The 16,845-nt window shown below is 71.5% G+C and carries 15 protein-coding genes; 7 read left to right on the top strand and 8 right to left on the bottom strand.

Features of this window, described 5'->3' with window-relative positions; genetic code table 11:
- Positions 1-47: 47 nt before the first annotated feature.
- Positions 48-878: a DUF4292 domain-containing protein gene (locus U8525_RS14580; protein WP_374265932.1), complete on the bottom strand. Its 831-nt coding sequence runs from the start codon at positions 876-878 to the stop codon at positions 48-50.
- 42 nt (positions 879-920) lie between these two features.
- Between U8525_RS14580 and U8525_RS14585 the strand changes: the two genes are divergently transcribed.
- Both U8525_RS14585 and U8525_RS14590 read left to right on the top strand, forming a co-directional pair.
- Entirely contained in the window at positions 921-1,652 is a 732-nt protein-coding gene (locus tag U8525_RS14585; protein ID WP_374265934.1) for a MotA/TolQ/ExbB proton channel family protein, read from the top strand.
- Between the two features lie 15 nt (positions 1,653-1,667).
- Positions 1,668-2,123, top strand: coding sequence for a biopolymer transporter ExbD (locus tag U8525_RS14590; protein ID WP_223633638.1), 456 nt, complete (start codon positions 1,668-1,670; stop codon positions 2,121-2,123).
- 80 nt (positions 2,124-2,203) lie between these two features.
- Here U8525_RS14590 and U8525_RS14595 read toward each other — a convergent pair whose 3' ends face one another.
- The 4 genes from U8525_RS14595 to U8525_RS14610 form a co-directional block, all read right to left on the bottom strand.
- Positions 2,204-4,048, bottom strand: a complete 1,845-nt coding sequence (locus U8525_RS14595; protein WP_374265937.1) for an acyl-CoA dehydrogenase — start codon at positions 4,046-4,048, stop codon at positions 2,204-2,206.
- A 187-nt stretch (positions 4,049-4,235) separates the two neighbouring features.
- Entirely contained in the window at positions 4,236-4,937 is a 702-nt protein-coding gene (locus U8525_RS14600) for a MaoC family dehydratase (RefSeq protein WP_374265939.1), read from the bottom strand.
- Entirely contained in the window at positions 4,937-5,386 is a 450-nt protein-coding gene (locus U8525_RS14605; RefSeq protein ID WP_014397671.1) for a MaoC family dehydratase N-terminal domain-containing protein, read from the bottom strand. The genes U8525_RS14600 and U8525_RS14605 overlap by 1 nt, the downstream gene beginning before the upstream one ends.
- Positions 5,387-5,406: 20 nt before the next feature.
- A complete protein-coding gene (locus U8525_RS14610; RefSeq protein WP_374265942.1) occupies positions 5,407-6,408 on the bottom strand; it encodes a dihydrodipicolinate reductase in 1,002 nt (333 codons plus the stop codon).
- A gap of 247 nt (positions 6,409-6,655) precedes the next feature.
- On the opposite strand from U8525_RS14610, the gene U8525_RS14615 reads away from it, so the two are divergent.
- The gene (locus U8525_RS14615) at positions 6,656-7,777 is read left to right on the top strand and encodes an HD domain-containing phosphohydrolase (protein WP_374265944.1); all 1,122 of its coding nucleotides are present in this window, start codon (positions 6,656-6,658) and stop codon (positions 7,775-7,777) included.
- 17 nt (positions 7,778-7,794) lie between these two features.
- Here the strand turns inward: U8525_RS14615 and U8525_RS14620 are convergent, their stop codons facing one another.
- Complete coding sequence (locus U8525_RS14620) at positions 7,795-9,900, bottom strand: peptidylprolyl isomerase (RefSeq protein WP_374265946.1); 2,106 nt, start codon at positions 9,898-9,900, stop codon at positions 7,795-7,797.
- Positions 9,901-10,161: 261 nt separating this feature from the next.
- Here U8525_RS14620 and U8525_RS14625 point away from each other — a divergent pair, with 261 nt between their 5' ends.
- The 4 genes from U8525_RS14625 (at position 10,162) to U8525_RS14640 (ending at position 16,237) form a co-directional block, all read left to right on the top strand.
- Positions 10,162-10,959, top strand: coding sequence for a hypothetical protein (locus U8525_RS14625; RefSeq protein ID WP_374265948.1), 798 nt, complete (start codon positions 10,162-10,164; stop codon positions 10,957-10,959).
- Between the two features lie 57 nt (positions 10,960-11,016).
- Entirely contained in the window at positions 11,017-11,952 is a 936-nt protein-coding gene (locus tag U8525_RS14630) for an AAA family ATPase (RefSeq protein WP_374265950.1), read from the top strand.
- Positions 11,949-13,274, top strand: a complete 1,326-nt coding sequence (locus U8525_RS14635; RefSeq protein ID WP_374265952.1) for a DUF58 domain-containing protein — start codon at positions 11,949-11,951, stop codon at positions 13,272-13,274. Before U8525_RS14630 ends, U8525_RS14635 begins: the two co-directional genes overlap by 4 nt.
- 242 nt (positions 13,275-13,516) lie before the next feature.
- Entirely contained in the window at positions 13,517-16,237 is a 2,721-nt protein-coding gene (locus tag U8525_RS14640) for an SNF2-related protein (protein WP_374266142.1), read from the top strand.
- A gap of 12 nt (positions 16,238-16,249) precedes the next feature.
- Here U8525_RS14640 and U8525_RS14645 read toward each other — a convergent pair whose 3' ends face one another.
- Positions 16,250-16,588 (bottom strand): Smr/MutS family protein, encoded by a 339-nt coding sequence (locus tag U8525_RS14645; RefSeq protein WP_374265954.1) that lies wholly within the window; start codon positions 16,586-16,588, stop codon positions 16,250-16,252.
- Positions 16,521-16,826: a hypothetical protein gene (locus U8525_RS14650; RefSeq protein ID WP_374265956.1), complete on the bottom strand. Its 306-nt coding sequence runs from the start codon at positions 16,824-16,826 to the stop codon at positions 16,521-16,523. Before U8525_RS14650 ends, U8525_RS14645 begins: the two co-directional genes overlap by 68 nt.
- Positions 16,827-16,845 lie beyond the last annotated feature (19 nt).

Here is a 16,845-nt window from a genome sequence, read left to right on the forward strand (position 1 = left end):
ATAGTACCCGGTTTGCGCCGGTGCGCCGCCTTTCGACGCCTGGAAGCTCAGGAACCCGGCGCGGGGGGCGGCTGCGACACCGGCCCCTCCGAGCGGACCTCCTGGCCCCTCGCGTCGACGTCCACCACCTTCGCCCCCTCGGGAGCGGCCAGCTCATAGAGCGTCAGGTCCGGTCGGCCGTTGAGGCGGATGTCGGTGTACTTCAGGTCCAGCTTCGTGTCCGCCGACGCGGCGATGAGGTGCACCTTGTCCGGGAAGAACTGGTCGCCGCGCTGCTGGAAGTCCTCGAACGCCAGGTCGTAGCCCGGCACGCCGCGGACCTCGCTTTTCACCACGCGCAGGTGTTTGGGATCCACGCGGAGTGTCTGTGTGGCCGGCCCCCGCTGGAGCTTGAGCACGTACACCCGCGCCTTCTCGTCCAGCTCCAGGGTCATGGACTCCGGGGGCAGCAGGGGGACCTGCCCCAGCATCACCGCGACCAGCTCCTCGCTCGGCAGGACGACGGGCAGGAAGCGGGACACGTTCTCCGCGCTCGCCGGGCCCTGGAGGTACGTGTTCTCCCGCGCCTGGTAGACGCCGAAGCGCTCGCCGTCGGAGACGAGCGAGGCCACCGGGCGGTTGAAGAAGTCGTAGGTCTCCAGGTGGATGAGGGCCGGGCGGGTGATGGAGAGGAAGGTGGAGAGCGTGCCGCTGCCCTGGGGGGAGTCCACGTGCAGCTTGGCGTCGCCCTCCAGGTTGACCACCCGGGCCTGCCGCTCGCGCACGTGCTGGTAGAGCGTCTGGGCGTCCTCGATGCGGCCCTCCGGACCGAACTCGAGGCGTCTGGGGCAGGCCGAACAGAGGAGGGCCAGGAAGATTGCGGCGGCTGCGCGGTTCATATGTCCTAGTGTGAGCCAGGGCCGCCTGCCCGGTCATCCATCATGAGCCTGAACGATCTACTTCATTACCTTCGCCTGGGCGGCGTCACCCTCGCCCTCCTCCTGGGCGCCTCCGTGGTGGCCCTGGGCGTGGCCATCGAGCGGCTCATCGCCCTCTGGGGCGTGAGCGAGCGCTCCCGCAACCTGGGGGAGATCGTCCAGAAGCACCTCCTCCGGGGGGACGTGGCCGCCGCCCGCACCGCCGCCGAGCGCTCCGACGCCGTGGCGGCCGACATCTTCCTCGCCGGGTTCGACCGCTGGGAGCGCTCCCGCGCCAACGGGGGCAACGGCATCGAGTCCGCCGTGGAGCGCGAGCGCGCCCAGGTGGGGCTCAAGCTGCGGCGCAACCTGTGGCTGCTCGCGACCATCGGCTCGACGACGCCCTTCGTGGGCCTCTTCGGCACCGTGGCCGGCATCATGCGCTCCTTCAAGGACCTGGGCGTGGACGTGGAGGCCGGCGGCACCGGCGGCTCCGCGGCCGTGATGACGGGCATCTCGGAGGCGCTCGTCGCCACCGCGGTGGGCATCCTCGTCGCCGTGCAGGCGATGGTCTTCTACAACTACTTCCAGGCCCGGCTGTCCCGGGTGCTGGTGGAGCTGCGCCTCCTGGGTGACGAGTTCGTGGAGGTCCTCAAGGAGCGCGCCTCCGGCGGGCCCCTGCCGGAGGCCACGCCGCCCCCGCGCGAGAGCGCGACGCCCCCGGCGCCCCGGCCGGATCCGCAGCCCGCCTCGTAAGGAGAGACGCCCACCATGGCCATGGGAAAGACGCCCGGCGCGTCCGAGGACGAAGGCGACGGCGCGGGCTTCGCGGAGATCAACATCACGCCGCTGACGGACGTGATGCTGGTGCTGCTCATCATCTTCATGGTGACCAGCTCGGTCATCACCCAGCAGGGCCCGGGCGGCGGCGCCAAGGCCGGCCTCAAGGTGAACCTGCCCAAGGGCGGCGCCGCGGACGTCACCGCGCGCACCACGGACCTGTCCGTGGCGGTGCTGGCGGACGGCCGCTTCGTGCTCGCGGGCAACGTCGTCGCGGAGGCGGAGCTGAAGCAGGCCTTCGACAAGGCCAAGGAGCAGAACCCGGACACGGTGGTCATCGTGCAGGCGGACGAGGGCGTCCCCCACGGCACCGTGGTGCAGGTGATGGAGCTGGCCAAGAAGGCCGGCCTCGCGCAGCTGGCCATCGGCGTGCGCGAGGGCAACTAGGCCCACCCCGAAAAGCCAGAGGCCCCCCGGCGCGTGACGCGCCGGAGGGCCTTCTTCATGTCAGGGCTTCAAGCGCCGCTTCAGACGCCGCCGAACGCCGCGTCGGTGATGTCCATGGGCGAGGTGTCCTCGGTGGCGATGAGGCGCGCGGCGTACTCCACGTTGGGCAGCACGTTGCGCGCGTACCACAGGGCGCTGAACTTCTTGCCCTCGTAGAACGCCTTGTCCGGGTGATCCGCCGCCACGTTCGCGGAGGCCTTCTCCGCGATGATGGCCGCGTCCAGCAGCAGCCAGCCCACGGCGACCTCGGACATCATGTTGAGGAAGCGGTTGGCGGACAGGGGGATCAACGGGAAGCGGGCCTGGTCCTGCGACCAGCCGAACAGCGCCATCGCGCTGGACATCAGGCCCTCCTGCGCGCCGGCCAGCGTCTTCACGGCCTCGCCCAGCACGGGGTGGTCGCGGTGCGCTTCCACGAAGCTGCCCACGTCGCCCATGAACTGCTGGAAGTGCGCGCCGCCCGCCTGGCCCATCTTGCGGCCCACCAGGTCCATGGCCTGGATGTGGTTGGTGCCCTCGTAGATGGAGAAGATCTTCGAGTCGCGCGTGTACTGCTCCACCGGGTAGTCCTGGATGTAGCCGGCGCCGCCGTACACCTGGATGGCCTGCGCGCAGAGGCGGAAGGCCTGGTCCGAGCCGTAGGACTTCACCAGCGGCGTCAGCACCTCCACCTGCCCCTTGTGGTAGGTGGCGGCGTCGTCGTCCTTGCCCGCCAGCTGCTTCGCCTTGTCCAGGTGCATGGCCAGCTTGATGACCAGGGCGCGGATGCCCTCCACGTGCGCCTTGATGTCCAGCAGCATGCGGCGCACGTCCGGGTGCTCGATGATGGCGGCGCGCGGCGCGGACGGGTCCTTCCACTTGGTGAAGTGCGAGCCCTGCTTGCGGTCCTTCGCGTAGTCGAGCGCGTTGTAGTACGCGGCCGACGCCAGGCTCACGCCCTGGATGCCCACGGCGATGCGCGCGCCGTTCATCATCTTGAACATCTGGCTCATGCCCACGTGCTCGACAGTGCCCACGAGCTCGCCCAGACAGGCGTCGTTCTCACCGAAGTTGAGCACACAGGTCGCGGAGCCGTTGATGCCCATCTTGTGCTCGATGGACGCCACGGTGACGTCGTTGGACGGGCCCGCGGAGCCGTCCGCGTTGATGCGCAGCTTGGGGACGATGAACAGCGACAGGCCCTTGGTGCCGGCCGGCGCGCCGTCGATGCGCGCGAGCACCAGGTGGATGATGTTCCCGGCCATGTCATGGTCGCCGCCGGAGATGAAGATCTTGGTGCCCTTGATGCTGTAGGTGCCGTCCGCGTTGCGCTTCGCGGTGGACTTGGCCGCGCCCACGTCGGAGCCGGCGTGCGGCTCCGTGAGGCACATGGTGCCGCCCCAGGTGCCGTTGAGCATGCGCTCCACGAACTGCTTCTGCTGCGCGGGCGTGCCGCACTCGGCGATGACCTCGGCGGCGCCGAACGCCAGGCCCGGGTACATGTTGAAGGCCGTGTTGGCGCCGGAGAGGATCTCCTCCACCGTCACCTGGAGCATCATCGGCGCGCCCTGGCCGCCGTGCTCGGGGCTCACCGCCACCGTCTTGAAGCCCTGCTCGTAGAGCTTACCCCACGCGTCCTTGAAGCCCTTGGGCGTGAAGACGGCGCCGTTCTCCACCCGGCAGCCCTCGCGGTCACCCACCGAGTTGAGGGGCCCCAGCACCTCGCGCGCGAAGCGGTACGTCTCCGTGAGGACCGCCTTCGCCTCGTCCGGCCCCCAGGCGTCGTAGGGCGCCTGGCCCGCCACCTGGCCGAAGCCGAACTGCTCGAACAGCGTGAAGAAGATTTCCCTGAGGTCGGTCTTGTAGGTGTTGATGCCGGCGGACATGGCCACTCCTGCGTAGGGGCTCGCTGCCTGCCTGCTTCCCGCCGGGCGGGAAAAAGTAAGGGTCAGCGGCCCATGTGACGCGGGAAGTGTGGCGTCGACTGATTTTTGAGTCAACCCAAGATGACACCCCGCGTTGATGAACGGTCGAAACCGCCCGGCTCGAACGCGGGGAGTCGCCCGGGAATCCCTACTTCTTGGCCTTCTTGGCGGAGGGAAGTGACGCCGTCTTGGCGGCGGGCTTCTCCCGGGGGGCCGTCTTCTTGGACGAGGCGCCGGAGCGGGGCTCGCCCGCCTCTTCGTCCTCCTCGTCCTCGTCCCGGTCGCGCTCCGGGGCGGGCGCGGGGGCCGAGGAGGCAGCCTCCGGGGAGGAGGCCGAGGGAGCGGGGACGACCAGGCTCTCGCGGGGCACCTCCACCACGATGGGGGACTGGCCGGAGCGCTGCCGGTTCTCGTCCTCCAGGGAGTAGAAGAGCTGGATCTGCGAGCCGCCCTTCATGACGAGCTCGCCCTTCTGGTTCTCCGCCCAGAGGTCGATCTCCACGAAGTACCGGCCGCCGGAGCCGTGGCGGTCGCTCACGCGGCCCTTGCAGACCACGGTGTCACCCGGCCAGACCATCTTGATGAAGCGGACGTTGTAGCGCCGCAGCTGGCCGCCGCGGGCCCAGTCGCTGATGAGCTGGCCCAGCATGCCCATCACCAGCATGCCAGGGGCGTACACGGACGGCATGCCCACGCTCTTGGCGTAGAGCTCGTCCACGTGCACCGGGTTGTAGTCGCCGGAGGCGCCCGCGTAGCGCGACAGCTGGACGCGGTCCACCGGGGCCTTGGCCAGGGCCGGCAGCTCGTCACCGACGCGGACGGCTTCGAAGTAGAGCTTGCGCGCGGGCATCAGGCGTTCTCCTTGGCGGCACGCACCACCAGGGTGCGGCGGGCGCGGAAGACGAGGTTGCCCTCTTCGTCGCGGCCCTCGTCCTCGATGACCGCGATGTCCATCTTGCCGGACATGCCCGGCCGCTCGAAGACGTCCGACACGCGCGTGGACACGTAGATGCGGTCCCCCGCGAAGATGGGCCGCTCGTAGTCGAAGCCCTGCTCGGCGTGCAGCAGGCTCTTGATGCCCACCCCCAGGAGCTCCCGGAGGTCCGCGGCGGAATGGAACGACGCGGGGAACGTGGGAGGCGCGACGATGGTGGGGTAGCCCGAGGCGCGGGCGTACTCCTCGTCGTAGTAGATGGGATTGTAGTCGCCGATTGCCTCGGCGAAGCGCCGGATGGCGCCCTTCTCCACCTCGTTGAGCGTCGGCGGCGAGGCGCGGCCAATCGCGTTCTTGTCCAGCATTTCCCTCTCCTGATGAAGCTTCAGCGGCCTGACGGGAGCTCGAGCACCGTCAGGAGCCCGGCCTCCGCGGCCGTCAAACGTGGCGCGGCATTCACCAGCGCGTTCGCGGTGGCCCGGTCACCCGCCACTCCCCCCGGTATCTCCAGCACCAGCCTGGGGTCCGCGTCGATCTCGATGCGATCCCGCGGGTTGTCCGCCCCCACCGCGATGGTGAGCTCCAGCCGGACCCGCTCCTGCCCCTCCTCCAAACCCACCACGGACTGGAACATGCCCGCGACGCGGCCTTTCTTCACGACAAATGCGCCGCCGGTGATGTCCTCCTCGGCGAAGACGGGCGTGACCTCCTCCTCGAAGTCATCGCAGTCCAGCCCCAGGCCCAGCGCCGCCAGCGCCGCGGACTCCACCAGCCCCACGTGGCCCAGCTCCTCGCGGTCCACCAGGTCGAAGAACTCCTCCTCCGTCAGGCCCGCGCCCACCTTGCGCTGCAGGGCTTCACGGCGCGTCCGGGCATCCACCACCCGGCTGGCCGTCACCTTGCGCACGGGGCCGCACACCTGCCCGGCGACGGACACCAGCCGGTCCAGCACGAAGCCCGGGTTCACGCCCGTGCCCACGATGGCCACGCCCGCCTTCTGCGCGGCGCGCTCCAGCTTGTCCGCCAGCTCCGGGTACTTGAGGTGCGGGAACGCCAGCTCCTCGCAGGTGCTGGCCACCGGCAGGCCCAGCTTCAGCGCGTCCAGCAGCTGATCCATCACCTGGGACAGCCGCGAGCCGGTGGCGTGCAGCACCACCACGCCCTTGCGGCGCCCCACGGCGCGCTCCAGCGAGTCCGACACCTTGAAGCGCGGTCCTCCCTGGCCCAGCACGTCCGCCAGGGGACGACCCACCAGGGAGGGCTGCGAATCCACCGCGCCCATCAACTCCACCTCGGGGGACGAGAGGGCTGCCCTGGCAATCTCCTGCCCGATGACCCCCAGCCCCATCACCACCACCGGCACCGGCCCATCAGGGGCTCTAGCCATCGGAGATTGCTCCCGAATTCCAAGGGGTTACAACCATTTACGTCGGGTAGGCGGCCACCATAGAACACGGCTCGACGGGCAGGCAAGCAGGACGTGGAGTCCGGCGACCTCCGGTTTGAGTGAAACTTCAAGAAATCCGGCTGTTTAGCGGCACTGGAAAGCTTGGGGGGCCTGTTTGCCCGGCCGTGGACCCGATATAAGACTCTGAGAAAAAAAACGCAGCCACTCGCTCGGAGCGTATCAGCCCATGGCCCGAATCCTCGTGGTGGACGACGACGTGCTCATCCTCGCGGCGCTGTCCCGCATCCTGGTGGCGGAGGGGTACGACGTCGTCACCCACAGTGATCCGGTGGTCGCGGCGCGGGAGCAGGGCTTCGACGTGGTGCTGACGGACTTCATGATGCCGTACCTCAACGGCATCGAGCTGCTGTCGGCGCTCCGGGAGAGGAACCCGCGCGCGGTGCGGCTGATGCTGACGGCGGCGGCGGACTTCAAGACGGCGTCGGAGGCGGTGAACCGGGGCGAGGTGTTCCGGCTGCTGGGCAAGCCGTGGGCGCTGAGCGAGCTGACCAGCAGCGTGCGGCAGGCCGTCGAGCACCACCGGCTGGTGGCGGCCAACGAGCGGTTGACGCGGGAGGTCGCGGAGAAGAACGCGGAGCTCCTGGCCATCAACCGGGACCTGGAGCATCGGGTCATCGAGCGCACGACGGGGCTGCTGGACGGGTTGATCAGCGCGCTGGACTACCGGGACACGGAGACGCAGTGGCACTCCAGGCGCGTGTCGCTGTACGCGCGGCGGCTGGCGCAGGAGATCGGCCTCAGCGGGGCGGCGCTGGACACGGTGGAGCAGGGCGCGCTGCTGCACGACATCGGGAAGATCGGCGTGCGGGACTCCATCCTGCTCAAGCCCGGGCCGCTCACGCCGGACGAGTGGGTGGAGATGAAGCAGCATCCGGAGTTCGGCTACCGGATGCTGGCGAAGATGCCCTACCTGCACGAGGCGGCGCTCATCGTGCTCCAGCACCAGGAGCGCTGGGACGGAAAGGGCTACCCGCTGGGGCTCAAGGGCGAGGAGATCGTCATCGGGGCGCGCATCTTCTGCCTCGTGGACACCCTGGACGCCATCACGTCGGACCGGCCCTATCGCAAGGGGCGCCCCATGAGCGTGGCGCGCGACGAGGTCCGCCGCTGCGCGGGCACGCAGTTCGACCCGCTGCTCGCGGAGGCGTTCCTGGGCCTGCCGGAGACGGAGTGGGCCCGCATCCGCCGCGAGGTGGAGGTGATGGAGGAGGCGGAGGGCCACCGCTGGACGGGCGCGAAGCTCAACGCCCAGGGCGAGCCGGTTCCCGCGCGCGCCTCCGGAGCCTGACGCGCGAGGGGCCCGCTTCAGGGGGCGCGGGTGCCGACGAGCACGTCGTCGATGACCGTGCCCTCCTGGAGCGCGTCCACCACGTCCATGCCCTGGAGCACCTCACCGAAGGCCGTGTAGCGGCCGTCCAGGTGCGGCTGCGGGGAGTGCGTGAAGAAGAACTGGCTGCCGCCGGTGTCCTTGCCCGACAGCGCCATCCCCACCGTGCCGCGCGCATACGGCCGGCGCGTCACCTCACAGCGGATGGAGTACCCGGGACCGCCCTCCCCGTCTCCGCGCGGATCTCCGCCCTGCGCGACGAAGTCCGGCACCACGCGGTGGAAGGTGATGCCCCGGAAGGAGCCCTGCTTCGCGAGCGCCATCAGGTTGCCGCCCGTGAGCGGTGCGTCCGGATCCAGCAGGACCGTGATGTCGCCCTTGCGCGTGCGCAGCGTGAGCATCGTGCCCCGAGGCGCGGCTGGCGGACGGTACGTGTCCAGGGGCAGCTCCACGCGGGAGGAGCGGACCAGCTCGCCCGTGAGCGACGTGAGGGCCTCGGCCGCGCCCCGGCGCACGTTGGCGTGCGGATGGGTGAGCCAGTCGCGCAGGCGCGGCTCCGCCTCGCGGCCCTGCAACGCGACGAGCGCGCCAGCCACCGCCTCTGCCAGGTCCGGTTCCCTGGGGACGCGGTCAGCCAGGGCCACCACCGCGGGCAGCGCTTCGGCGTCCTTCAGCCTGCCAGCCGCGGCCGCGGCCAGCCCCGCCACCACCGCGTCTCCGCCTCCGATGAGCGCGCGCATGGGCGCCAGGGCTTCGGGAACGGGGCGCTCGGTGAGGGCGTCCAGCGCGGCGCCGCGCACGACGGGGCTCACGTGATTCAGGTAGGGCACCGCGAAGGCCGCGCCGCCCGGCGTCGCGGTGGAGCTGGACGCGCCCTTGAACGAGGCCACTTCATGGAGCCCCAGGGCGAGCCACCGCGCCTCGGGGACGCGGCCGTGGCCGCACGAGTGGACCTCTTCCAGCGAGCCCCGCTGCCGATCCATCGCCGCCGCGAACCGGCAGTCCAGCCAGGCGAGGTCCGCGTGGGCCTCCTCGGTGGCCGCGCCGCGGTCGGCCTCCGCGAGCGCGCTCCGCACGCGCCGCAATACCGACCGCCCCTCTGACGGAAGCCCCTGCTGCGCCACCGCCAGCAGCGCGTGCCCTTGCGCCGAGTCCCCTTCCGCGACCTGCTTCGCTCGGGGCAGGAGGCCCTCCAACGCCAGCAACGGCTCACAGACCGCTCCGTCCTGGCACTTCGCCGAGAGCTTCGCCAACGCCCGCGCGGCCTCCGCAGAGACGCGGGGAGCGCTGTTCCCGAGCAGCACGGCCAGGGCCTTCGAGTCGGGGGCGCTGCCCACGTCCCCCACCCCCTTCGCGCAGAGGGCCGCGACGTCGGGGGCCCCATCGCCCAGGCAGGCTCGCAGCGCGGCCACGGCCTCCGGGCGCTTCACCGCCGCCATCAGGTAGGCGCCGGCGTAGCGCACGCCTTCGCGCCGCGACCCGTTCACCAGCGCGGTGATGGCCTCCAGGGGGACGTTCGCCAGCGCCGCCGCGCCGGCCTTGCGCGCCGCCACGCCCAGCGCCTTGGCGGCGGCCCCGGCTCCGGGGCTCTCGGGTGGAGACAGGCGGGCCGCCAGCACCTCCAGCGCTCCAGGCGTGGCCAGCTTGCCCAGGGACTCCAGCAGCGTGACCCGCACCGGGCCCTCGGTCTCCGAGGCCTCGGCCCGCACCAACGCTCCGGCGAGCGCGGCCCGCGCGTCCTCCGGCAGCGGCTCCCACGACAGCGCCAGCTCCCCCGCGGCGAAGGCGGCCTCGTCGCGCACGGCCTTGTCCGGCGCCGTCAGCCCGGCGACGACGGCGTCGAGTGTCGCCGCGTCCTGGATTCGCGCCAGGGCCCGGAGGGCGCGCACGCGCACGGCCACCTCCGGCGCGGAGGTGGCGAGCCGCACCAGCTCCCCGTCCCCCAGCGAGCGGCGATCCTCCCAGTCCTGGATCTGCTCGAGGACCCGGGACGACCGCTCGTCCGGGTGGGGGGGCGGCACCGTATGGGCGCAGGCGCTCACGAGGAGGAATCCGGCGGACACGGCGGCGTGCAGGCGGGCCATGTCCGGAGGGGCTAGGTCAATTCCCCGCGAAAATCCAGGGGTTATGGCGTTGAACAGGTTTGACAGGCGCGCGCCGGGACCGGGAAGATACCGGGCCGTTTCCCCCCTCCCGGAGCACCGGCCCTGAACTGCCCAGGCTGCAATCGCAAGGTCGCGGACGACACCGCCATCTGCCCCCACTGCGACCACATCATCGACGAGTCCTTCCTTGGGGGAGCCGGGGACGCGGAAGACTCCGGCGGCGATGACGAGAGCACCGGCGTGCGCCCTCCGCCGCGCTCGCGGCCGGCCCCGGCCCGCTCCGCTCCGGAGCCTCGCGCGCGCCCCGCTCCGGCCCGCGCCAGGACGGGCGCCCGCCCCGCCGCGCCGCCGCCTGGCGACGACGCCACCAACGTGCGCAGCATGGACGACATCGCCCGGGAGAAGGCGCAGCGCGCCGCCCCGGCCCGCGCGGCCAAGGCCGCTCCCGCGCGCGCCCCGGCCCGCCGCGCCCCGGCGCCCGCCCCCATCGAGGAGGAGGACGACGACGTGGGCGACGCGGTGGCGGACCCGTGGTCCCGGGAGGCCCGCGAGTTGGAGGCGACGCGCTCCCCCATCGATGATCCGGAGGTCCTGCTGGATGACGCGCGCTCGTTCCTGCGCGAGCTGGAGGGCGGCGACCGCATCGCGTTCTGGGGCGCGACGCTGGTGGTGCTCTCCTGCTTCATGCCGTGGAAGGAGACGGCGGCGGACGGCGACTTCCTGGGCCTCATCAGCCTGGGGTTCATCTCCTTCCTCTTCGCCGTCGCGACCATGGTCTTGGTGGGCCTGCGCGCGCGGCAGGTGATGACCTGGGTGAACCCCATGCTGCCGTGGGGCGCGCAGATGTTCTGCAGCGCGGTGACGCTCATCTGGTCGCTGGTGTTCCTGAAGCTCTCCTCGGACACCACGCTCGTGCCGTCGCCGCTCGGCAACGCGGAGATGATGAACTCGTCGCCGAGCATCGGCTGCTTCCTGGGCATCCTCGGCGGCATCATCGCGGTGCTGGGCGGCCTGATGGGCCTGAAGCGCCAGGAGTAGGCCCGGAGGATTTCGCTGCCGCGCCGGCTGGGAGGCGGGCTACCGTCCCCCGCCACCATGTCCGACGCCACGCCCCTCTCCCGCCTCCTCGACGCGCTGGGCTCGGCCGTCGTGGGCCAGCCCCGCGTGCTGACCGACCTGGTGACGGCCTTCCTCGCGCGCGGCCACGTGCTGCTGGAGGGCGTGCCCGGGGTCGCCAAGACGCTCACCGCGCGCAGCATGGCGGGGGCCCTGGGCCTGTCCTTCTCCCGCGTGCAGTTCACCCCGGACCTGATGCCCGCGGACATCCTGGGCACCAACGTCTTCCAGCCGCAGACGCAGTCCTTCCGCCTGATCAAGGGCCCCGTCTTCACGGAGGTCCTGGTCGCGGACGAGATCAACCGCACCCCGCCCAAGACGCAGGCGGCGCTCCTGGAGGCCATGGAGGAGCGGCAGGTGACCATCGACGGCGCCACCCACCCGCTGCCGTCGCACTTCTTCGTCGTCGCCACGCAGAACCCGCTGGAGCTGGAGGGCACCTATCCCCTCCCCGAGGCCCAGCTCGACCGGTTCCTCATGCGCGTGCGCGTGGGCTACCCGGACGGCGACGCCGAGACCGCGCTCCTGCGGGGCTTCCACCAGCGCGAGGGCCGCTCCCCCGAGGTGTCCCGCGTGCTCGACGCGGCCACGCTGACGGAGCTGCAGGGCCGCGCGGCCCGCGTCGCGTGCGACGACTCCATCCTCCAGTACGTGGTGCAGCTCGTGCGCGACACCCGCGCCCACCCCCGCGTGCGGCTGGGCGCGAGCCCCCGCGCCGCGCAGGCCCTGCTCGCGGCGTCCAAGGCGCACGCGGCGCTCCGGGGCACGGACTTCGTCACCCCGGACGACGTGAAGTCCGTCACGCCCAGCGTCCTCAACCACCGGCTCCTCCTCAAGGCCGAGGCGGAGGTGGAGGGCGTCACGGCGGACGACGTGCTGAGGCAGATGCTCGAACGGGTGCGAGTGCCCCGGTGAGCCTCGGGCGCCCCGTCCCCAGCGGCCTCGCCGTGGCGCTGTTCGCCGGCGCGCTCGTGCCCGCCGCGCTCGCGGTGGCGAGCCCCGCCTTCGGGTGGCTGGCGCTCGCGGTGGACGTGGCCGTGCTGCTGCTGTGCGCGGTGGACTTCCTGCGCGCGCCGCGCGCCCGCGACGTCGACGCGCGCCGCGAGGTGGAGCCCATCCTCTCCTCGGGCGTGGACAACACGGTGCGCTGGGAGCTGCGTTCGCGCACGGACCGGCCCGTGCGCGGCGAGCTGCGCGACGAGCCGCCCCTGGACGTGGAGAGCCACGGCCACCGCCAGCCCTTCACGCTGGCGGCCGGCGCGTCCACGCGGCTCACCTACCGGGTGCACCCGCCGTCCCGCGGCGATGCGCGCTTCGGGGACGTGAGCCTGCGCCTGATGGGGCCGCTGGGCCTGTGCTCGCGGCAGGTGCGGCGGCCCGCGGGCCAGGACGTGAAGGTGTATCCGGACCTGCGCGCCCTGTCGCGCGAGGCGCTGTCGCTGGCGCGCGCGTCCGAGGCCGTGTCCGCGCGCACGCTCCAGCGCAAGTCGGTGGAGGGCCGCGAGTTCGAGTCGCTCCGCGAGTACCGCCCCGGCGACGACTACCGCCACATCGACTGGAAGTCCTCCGCGCGCCACGGCCACACGCTGGTGCGCACGTGGCAGCCGGAGCGCAACCAGCCGGTGCTGCTGCTGCTGGACTGCGGCCGTCACATGGCGGGCCGGGTGCAGGGGCGCAGGAAGCTGGACCACGCGGTGGACGCGGCGCTGCGGCTGGCGCGCGTGAGCCTGGACGCGGGGGACGTGGTGGGCGTGCTCGCGTTCGCCAGCGACGTGCGCGCCTTCCTGCCGCCGCGAAAGGGGGCGGAGCACCTGCGCCTCATCACCGAGTCCCTCTACCGCGCGGAGGCCGGCCTGGAGGAGAGCGACTACGGCCGCGCGTTCGACTTCGCCTTCGCCCGCCAGACGCGCCGCGCGCTGGTGGTGCTCTTCACCGACCTGGTGGATCCGGACGCGTCCGCCGCGCTCCTCACGCGCACGCTGGCCCTGCGCCCCCGGCACCTGCCCGTCGTCGCGTCGCTGCTGGACGAGGACCTGGAGGCCGCCGCCACGGACGTGCCCGGCGACGCGACGTCCGCCTACGCGCGGCAGGCCGCCTCCCGCATGGAGGCCGAGTACCGCCGCACCGCCACCACGCTGCGCGACGCGGGGGCGCTGGTGGTGCGCGCGCCGGCCCGCGGCTTCGGCGCCGCTGCACTCAACGTGTACCTGGACGTGAAGGCGCGCGGGCGGCTCTGAGCGCTCCCGCCGCATTCGTCAAGCCCTTTGGAACACTCCAGCGCTCTGACGCGCACGCATCACTTCGCCGAACAGCGCGCTTGCCAATCGCGCGGAGGCCGAGTTTTCGGCCTCCGGGAGGACCCCCTTTACAGACGCGGATCGCTGCACAGAATGGCGCGCCTCAACTGTTCGCGCGCACGCGCGCACGCTCCAAACCGGACGGGAGGCGGGACTTGGCGGAGGTCGCGAGGGGTTTGAAGCTGGAAGTGGAGGCGGACGCCGCGGCCATCGCGGCCCAGGCCGCCGAGGAGCTGGTGGAGGCGGCGCTGACGCCCTTCCACGAGCGGCTCCTCGCCGAGGAGCTGCTCGCGCGCAGCGGTGACACGCAGCAGCGGCTGGCGAGCGCGCTGGCCGAAGCGAAGGTGGACCTCAACCCCCATCAGGTCGAAGCCGCGATGTTCGCGCTGGACGCGCTGTCGCGCGGCGGCTGCATGCTCGCGGACGAGGTGGGCCTGGGGAAGACCATCGAGGCGGGCCTCGTCGTGGCCCAGCTGATGGCGGAGGGCAAGAACCGCATCCTCATCCTGGCCCCGGCCGTGCTGCGCGCGCAGTGGAACGCCGAGCTGCGCGAGAAGTTCGACCTGGACAGCGTCCTCGTCGACGGCCGCGACGTGAAGAAGCACAACAACTGCTTCGACCAGCCCTTCCCCGTCATCTGCTCGCACCCGTTCGCGGCGAACAGGTCCGCGCTCGTGGCGGAGATCCCCTGGGACCTGGTCATCATCGACGAGGCGCACCGACTCCGGAACGCGCACCGGCCCAACAACAAGACGGGCCAGGCGCTGCGCGCGTCGCTGGCGGGCCGCCCCAAGCTGCTGCTCACCGCCACCCCGCTCCAGAACGACCTGATGGAGCTGTTCGGGCTGATGTCGCTCCTGGACGAGCAGATCCTGGGCCCCGAGCACGCCTTCCGCAGCCGCTTCCGCGCCGACGAGGGCGGCGGCATGACGGAGGCCGCCGCGTGCGAGCTCAAGGAGCGGCTGGCCCCGGTGGTGCAACGCACGCTGCGCCGGCAGGTGCGCGAGTACGTCCGCTACACCAACCGCCGCAGCATCGTGGAGGACTTCCTCCCCTCCCCCGAGGAGCACGACCTCTACGAGAAGGTCAGCGAGTACCTGCAGCGCTCGGAGGTCGCGGCCATCGAGCCGGGCAAGAAGACGCTCCTGACGCTGTGCTACCGCAAGCTGCTGGCCTCCTCCACGTTCGCCATCGCGCCCACGCTGCGCCGGCTGTCGGAGAACCTCCAGAAGCGGCTGGAGGCCGCGCGGCTGGGGCAGCAGGCCCTGGCGCTCTTCGAGCCGGAAGAGGCCAAGCAGTACATGGAGGAAGGCGAGGAGTGGTCCGACGACCCCGCCAAGGCGCCCCAGGTCCGCACGCTGGAGCAGGAGGTGTGGGAGCTGCGCCAGTACGCGGACCTCGCGGACTCCATCCGCACCAACGCCAAGGGTGAGGCGCTCAAGCGCGCCCTGGACCGCACCTTCGCGGTGATGCGCGCGCACTCCTGGCCGGAGAAGGCGCTCATCTTCACGGAGTCCAAGCGCACGCAGCAGTACCTCTTCAACCTGCTGTCGGAGCACGGCTACAAGGGCAAGATCTCGCTCCTGTCCGGCGACGCCGGCGGCACGCCCGAGGAGCGCAAGGCGCTGGTGGAGGAGTTCCGCCACAAGACGCAGATCCTCATCTGCACGGAGGCCGGCGCGGAGGGCCTCAACCTCCAGTTCTGCAACCTGGTGGTGAACTACGACCTGCCATGGAACCCGCAGCGCGTGGAGCAGCGCATCGGCCGGTGCCACCGCTACGGCCAGCAGCGCGACGTGCTGGTGCTGAACTTCCTCAACCGGCAGAACGCGGCGGACGCGCGCCTGTTCGAGCTCCTGGAGAAGAAGCTCAACCTCTTCGACGGCGTGTTCGGCGCGTCCGACGAGATCCTGGGCGCGCTGGAGAGCGGCGTCGACTTCGAGCGGCGCGTGCTGGACATCTACCAGTCCTGCCGCGACCCGAAGGACATCAACGCCGCCTTCGACAAGCTGCGCGAGGAGCTGGAGGGCAGCATCACCCAGCGCATGACGTCGATGCGCTCCGTGGTGCTGGAGCGCTTCGACGGCGACGTGCGCCGCCGGCTGCGCGTGGCGGGGGACCAGGCCAAGGAGGTGGTGGCCAGGCGCCAGCAGGAGGCGAAGGCGCTCACCGGCTCCGTGCTGGGCAGCCGCGCCTCCGGGCGGCTCCAGGTGGCCAAGGCCGCCTACGCGGTGCGCGACCGCCCCCAGGACTCCGTCAGCTACCTGCAGCTGGACGCGGCCGGCCTCCCCTCGCGGCTGGCGCGGCTGGCGGGCAGCGAGGGCTGGTGGTTCGTCTACAAGTTCGAGACCACCGGCCTCAAGCCCGAGGAGAAGCTGGTCCACCTGGTGCTGGTGAAGGACCGGGACGGCGGCTTCCGCGCCCTGCCGCTGGCAGACGGCGTCCACTTCACGAAGCTCAACGCCAAGGAAGAGAAGCGCCGGCAGCCCGCGCCGGTGTCCGTCCAGCTCATGCAAGAGCAGTCGCTCATGACCGCCAAGGATGAGCTGATCCGGGCCGCGGAGCGGCGCAACGCCCTGGAGCTGGACAAGGCCAAGGAGCGCGCGGACCGCTACGTCGAGGACTGCCTGATGGAGTCGCGCGAGGTGGTGGAGGCCGCGCGCCAGGCGTGGTTCGCCGCGCGCAAGGAGGTCGCGGGCGTCGACGACGTCGCGGAGCGCGCGAAGGCGCGGGCGCACTCGGACCGGATGGAGCGCGACTACCGCCGCAAGCTGGCGTCGCTGCGCAACGAGGAGGAGAAGCGCTACGCCGCCAAGGACCGGCAGATGGCGGAGCTGGCCAACAAGGCGCGCGTGACGGAGAAGCGCACGCTCATCGCCTCCGCGTACTTCTGGCTGTCCTGAGCCCGAGCCCCGTCACAGGGGCTTGAGCCGCACCCACGTCGCGCCCCAGCCTCCGTCCGCCTCGGAGGCCGTCCGGAAGCCTTCCACCTCCGGCAGCGTGGGCAGCAGGGACTGCACGGTGCGCCGCAGCGCGCCCGTGCCCTTGCCGTGGATGATGCGCACGTCGAGCACGCCCTCCTGGCGACAGGCCCAGAGGTACTCGGTGACGAGCGCCTTCACCTCGCGCGGCTGGAAGAGGTGCAGGTCGAGGTTTCCGTCGATCGGAACCTCTACCGCGCCCAGCTCATCGGGCGAGGGTGGGGGCTCCGGTCCCTCCGGCGGCAGGGGCGGGAGTGGCTTTCGGCGTGACACCGTAGCGGGCCTCCTCCAGGCGCTGCTTCTCCTCGGCCGCCAGGCGCTGGCGCTCGCGCGCGAGCCGGAACTGCTCCTTGAGGCTGGAGATCTCCCCCTTGAGGGAGGAGAAGTCCTCCTTCACCGCGCCCGAGTGGTGATCCGGATCCAGGCGATTGCCCGCACGCCTGCCCTCCGCGCCGGCGCCGCCAGCGGAGGTCATCTGCATCAACAGCGCGGCCAGGGTCATCACCTTCATGGCCTCTCACGTAAGCAAG

Source organism: Corallococcus sp. RDP092CA (assembly GCF_041903675.1).
Classification (GTDB): Bacteria; Myxococcota; Myxococcia; order Myxococcales; family Myxococcaceae; genus Corallococcus.